Origin of the sequence: Achromobacter sp. (genome assembly GCF_036567245.1) — a bacterium.
Lineage (GTDB): Bacteria > Pseudomonadota > Gammaproteobacteria > Burkholderiales > Burkholderiaceae_B > Achromobacter.
This window is the reverse complement of record NZ_DATCUY010000649.1, coordinates 1-4,222: the sequence shown is the minus strand read 5'-3', so window position 1 is coordinate 4,222 and position 4,222 is coordinate 1. Positions and strand designations below refer to the sequence as shown.

Here is a 4,222-nt window from a genome sequence, read left to right as displayed (position 1 = left end):
GGGGGCAGCAGCGCGGGCAGCTCGCCGGCGGGGCTGTCCACCTGGCTCCAGCGGCCGCGGGCCTGCAACTGCGGGTGCGCCCAGACGCCGGCCATGTCGTTGACGCGCGCGTTGGCGATCTGCGCGTCCTCCAGCCGCTGCGTCACTTGATCGATGGACAGGTCGGAGAAGGCAGCCACGATCAGCGCGCGCAAGTCGTCGCGGTTGGCGGTACGCAGCGAATTGGAAATGAAGCGCGGGTCTTCCGCCAGTTCCGCCTGGCGCAGCACCTGGGCGCAGAACACGCGCCACTCGCGCTCGTTCTGCAGCCCCAGCATGATGGTGGCGCCGTCGCCCACGGGAAACGGGCCGTAGGGATAGATGGACGCGTGGGCCGCGCCCGCGCGCACGGGCGGCGTACCGCCCTCGAACGCGTAGTACATGGGGAATCCCATCCACTCGACCATGCTTTCCAGCATGGAGACGTCCAGGCGGCTGCCCAGGCCCGTTCTCTGCCGCAGCAACAAGGCATTCAGGATCGCGGAATAGGCATACATGCCGGCAGAGATGTCGGCGATGGAACAGCCGGCCTTGACCGGATCGTCCTTGGTGCCGGTCACCGACAGGAAGCCGCTTTCGCTCTGGATCAGCAGGTCGTAGGCCTTCTTGTCCTGATAGGGCCCGCCTTCGCCGTAGCCCGAGATGTCGCAGACGATCAGGCGCGGGTACTTTTTGTGCAGGGCGTCAAAAGACAGGCCCAGGCGCGCGGCGGCGCCGGGCGCCAGGTTCTGCACCAGCACGTCGGCCGTCTCCAGCAGGCGCTCCATCACGCCGCCCGCCTCCTCGCGCTTGAGATCCAGCGTCAGGCTTTCCTTCGACCGGTTGGTCCAGACGAAATGCGAGGACAGGCCGCGCACGCGCTCGTCGTAGCCGCGGGCGAAGTCGCCGCCGCCGGGGCGTTCGATCTTGATGACGCGCGCGCCCATGTCCGCCAGCTGGCGGGTGCAGAACGGCGCGGCAATGGCGTGCTCCAGGCTGACGACGGTGATGCCGTCCAGCGGACGGGGGGCCTCTATGCTCATTCGGTAAACCTCAGTTCAGCTTGGTGGGCCAGCGTGCCGTCCTGCTCGGCCCAGAGCTGGGCCACGCCCGGCTCGGTCAAGCGGCCGGCCACCTGGAAGGGCGTGGGCGCAATCAGCGGACGCAGGCCGCGATACGACAAATGGGTCAGGCGCGCCTGCGGATGGGCGCGGGTAAAAGCGGCGACCATCTCCGTGGCGATCAGCGGGCCATGCACCACCAGCCCGGGATAGCCTTCGGTCCCGGTCACGTAGGGATGGTCGTAATGGATGCGATGGCCATTGAAGGTCACCGCCGAATAGCGGAACAGCAGCACCGGCGACGGTTCTACGGTATCGCGCCACTGCGCCTGCGGCGCGGGCTCGCTGCCGCTGAGCTTGGGCGGCGACGGCTGGCGGTAGACGATGTCCTGCTCTTCGTGGATGGCCACTTCGCCTTCCTGGCGGAATTCATGCCGCACCGTCACGAACAGCAGCGCGCCGGTGCGGCCCGATTTTTCCTTGACGTCGATCACGCTGGACTCCCGCTCCGCAGGCACACCGACCTTCAGAGGCCGGCGGAATTCCACCCTGCCGCCGGCCCACATGCGGTTGCGGTCCTGGGCCGGCGGCAGGAAGCCGCCGCGCGCCGGATGGCCATCCGTCCCCAGCCCGTCCATGTCCACCGTGGAGATGAAGAACGCCCATTGCCACAGCGGCGGCAAGGCATCGCCCTGGGCTGGCGCGGGGCCTCCCAGAGTGGCCGCGATGCGCGCGGCATGGCCAGGGTCCATGGCGTCCGTCTTGCGTTCGCCGCTGCCGATCCACGCGGCCGGATCTGTAGATGTCATGCCGATATCCTCTGCTGGGGTTTTTACAGACTGAAGCATGCCCGCAAGCCGTCCCGCTTGTGAATTCGTTTTTGCTCAAGGAGGGGTTTGCTCTGCCTGAATCGCCCCCCGCCTCCCGGCCCGCCGCCTCGCGCCGTAAAATATGGGCCATGCACTTCGACCTCGCCGACCTACGCCTGTTCATCCACATCGCCGAATCCCCCAGCCTGACCCAGGCGGCCAAGCGGGCGCACCTGTCCCTGGCGGCAGTCAGCGTGCGCATCAAGGCACTGGAGAACCAGCTCAATACCCGCCTCCTGTACCGCGACAGCCGCGGCGTGGAAATCACGCCCGCGGGCCAGAAGCTGTTGCAGCACGCGCGGGTCATCATGCGCCAGGTAGACCACCTGAAACATGACTTCCAGGAACAGGCGGACGGCGACGCCGGCCACATCCGCATCTTCGCCAACACCACGGCGGTCACGGAATTCATGCCGGACATCCTGGCGCAATTCCTGTCCGCCCACCCCGGCGTCACCGTGGACCTGCAGGAACGCCTGACCCGCGACATCGTGCGCGGCGTGCTGGACGGCACCACCGACCTGGGCATCGTGGCCGGCCCGGTGGACGCTCCCGATCTGCAGACCATCCACTTCAGCACCGACCGGCTGGTGCTGGTGGTGCCCAACGGCCATCCGCTACAGGACCAGGAGAAGGTCAAGCTGGCCGAGGCGGTACGCTATCCCTTCATCACCATGCACGAAGGCTCCACCCTGGTCGCCTTCCTGCGCGACCAGCTGGAACAGGTTGGCCAGCGCCTGCCCCAGCGCATCCAGCTCTACAGCTTCGATTCCATCTGCCGGATGGTGCAGGCTGGCGTCGGCATCGGCGTCATCCCCGACTCCGCGGCACGGCGCTATGGCGCCGACATGAAGCTGCGCGTGGTCGAGCTGGACGAACCCTGGGTGGTGCGCGAACGCAAGTTGCTGGTGCGCGACATCGACGCCCTGCCAGGCTGCGCGCGCCAACTCATCGAACAGATCCAGGCGGCGCGGGCGCCCTGAAGGCCGCCCGCAGACCTCAAGTGCCGGTGAATGCCGGCGGGCGCTTTTGCGCGAACGCCCGCATGCCTTCCAGGTAATCGTCGGTGTAGCCAAGTTCGCGCTGTAGACGGCACTCCAGGTCGAACTGCTGCGCCAGCGTGTTGCCGCTGGAGGCGTGCAGCGCGGCCTTGGTGGCCGCATAGGCGCGGGTAGGACCGGCCGCCAGCGTATCGTTGACTTGCGCCAGCGTGTCCGCCAGCGCCGTGTCCGGCACCACGCGCCAGATCAGCCCCCACGCTTCCGCCTGCCTGGCGCTCAACGCCTCGCCGAACAATGCGGCGCCCATGGCCCGGGCGGAACCCACCAGCCGCGGCAGGAACCAGGTGCCGCCGGCATCCGGCAGCAAGCCGATCTTGCTGAAGGCCTGGATGAAGCGCGCCGACTCCACCGCGAACACCACATCGCAAGCCAGCGCCAGGCTGGCGCCTGCCCCGGCCGCGACGCCGTTCATCACGCACACCACCGGCACGGGCAAGGCCCGCAACCGGCTGATCAGCGGCCGGTAGCACTGCTCCAGGATGAGGCTCAGATCGCGGCGCGCGCCGTCCTCTGCCGGCTTGCGTTCACCGAGATCCTGACCCGCGCAAAAACCCCGTCCCGCGCCAGTGACGATCAGCCCGCGCAGTCCGCTGTCGGCCTCCATCACGTCCAGCGCTCGCGCCAGTTCGGCATGCATCACTTCCGTGAAGCTATTCAGCCGGTCGGGCCGGTTCAGGATGATGACACCCACGCCCCGCTGCAGCGTGAAGCGGATCTGGGTGTAGCCGCCATCGTCGGTCTGTGCTGCCGCAACCCCGCTCATGCCAGTTCCTCCAGCACGGCCAATTGCTCGGCCGTATCGCCCAGCAACTGATCCACGACGGTGAGCCGCTTGAAGTAGTCGCCCACATCCAGTTCGTCGGTCATGCCCATGCCGCCATGCAACTGCACCGCCATCTGCGCCACCAGGCGTCCGGCGCGCGCGGCCTCCAGCTTGGCCGACGCGATCATGCGGCGGCGCTGGGCGGCGTCGGGTTCGGTCAAGGCCGCCACCGCCACATAGGCCATCGACAAAGCCAGTTCCTTGGCCACCAGCATCTCCGCCAGGCGATGCTGCAAGGCCTGAAACGAGGCCAGCGGCTGGCCGAACTGCTTGCGCGCCTTGAGATAGTCGACGGTGATCTCCAGCAGCCGCTCCATCGCGCCCGCCGCATGCGCGCACAGCGCGGCCGTGCCCCACTGCAGCGCCTGAGCCAGGGCCTCGTCCGCCGCG

General features: G+C 68.0%; 5 protein-coding genes. 1 reads left to right on the top strand and 4 read right to left on the bottom strand.

The annotated features are described in order from the left end of the window. The coding region (locus tag VIR09_RS27610) for a CaiB/BaiF CoA-transferase family protein (RefSeq protein ID WP_332015768.1) at positions 1 to 1,061 on the bottom strand (1,061 nt) is incomplete at its 3' end. Continuing rightward, on the bottom strand, positions 1,058 to 1,888 hold the full coding sequence (locus VIR09_RS27605) for an FAS1-like dehydratase domain-containing protein (protein ID WP_332015767.1): 831 nt from the start codon (positions 1,886 to 1,888) through the stop codon (positions 1,058 to 1,060). The genes VIR09_RS27610 and VIR09_RS27605, both read right to left, overlap by 4 nt. A gap of 149 nt (positions 1,889 to 2,037) precedes the next feature. Here VIR09_RS27605 and VIR09_RS27600 point away from each other — a divergent pair, with 149 nt between their 5' ends. Beyond that, positions 2,038 to 2,931 (top strand): LysR family transcriptional regulator, encoded by an 894-nt coding sequence (locus VIR09_RS27600; RefSeq protein WP_332015766.1) that lies wholly within the window; start codon positions 2,038 to 2,040, stop codon positions 2,929 to 2,931. 16 nt (positions 2,932 to 2,947) lie between these two features. On the opposite strand, the gene paaG is transcribed toward VIR09_RS27600, so the two are convergent. Beyond that, the gene (gene paaG / locus VIR09_RS27595; protein ID WP_332015765.1) at positions 2,948 to 3,772 is read right to left on the bottom strand and encodes a 2-(1,2-epoxy-1,2-dihydrophenyl)acetyl-CoA isomerase PaaG; all 825 of its coding nucleotides are present in this window, start codon (positions 3,770 to 3,772) and stop codon (positions 2,948 to 2,950) included. Then, positions 3,769 to 4,222 (bottom strand): acyl-CoA dehydrogenase family protein (locus tag VIR09_RS27590; protein WP_332015764.1); only part of this gene is annotated, 454 nt, incomplete at its 5' end. The genes VIR09_RS27590 and paaG, both read right to left, overlap by 4 nt.

What these genes read in the sequence shown, in the direction of transcription:
- VIR09_RS27605 (WP_332015767.1), bottom strand. Translation starts at nt 1,888, where the DNA reads ATGACATCTACAGATCCGGCCGCGTGGATCGGCAGCGGCGAACGCAAG.
- VIR09_RS27600 (WP_332015766.1), top strand. Translation starts at nt 2,038, where the DNA reads ATGCACTTCGACCTCGCCGACCTACGCCTGTTCATCCACATCGCCGAA.
- paaG (WP_332015765.1), bottom strand. Translation starts at nt 3,772, where the DNA reads ATGAGCGGGGTTGCGGCAGCACAGACCGACGATGGCGGCTACACCCAG.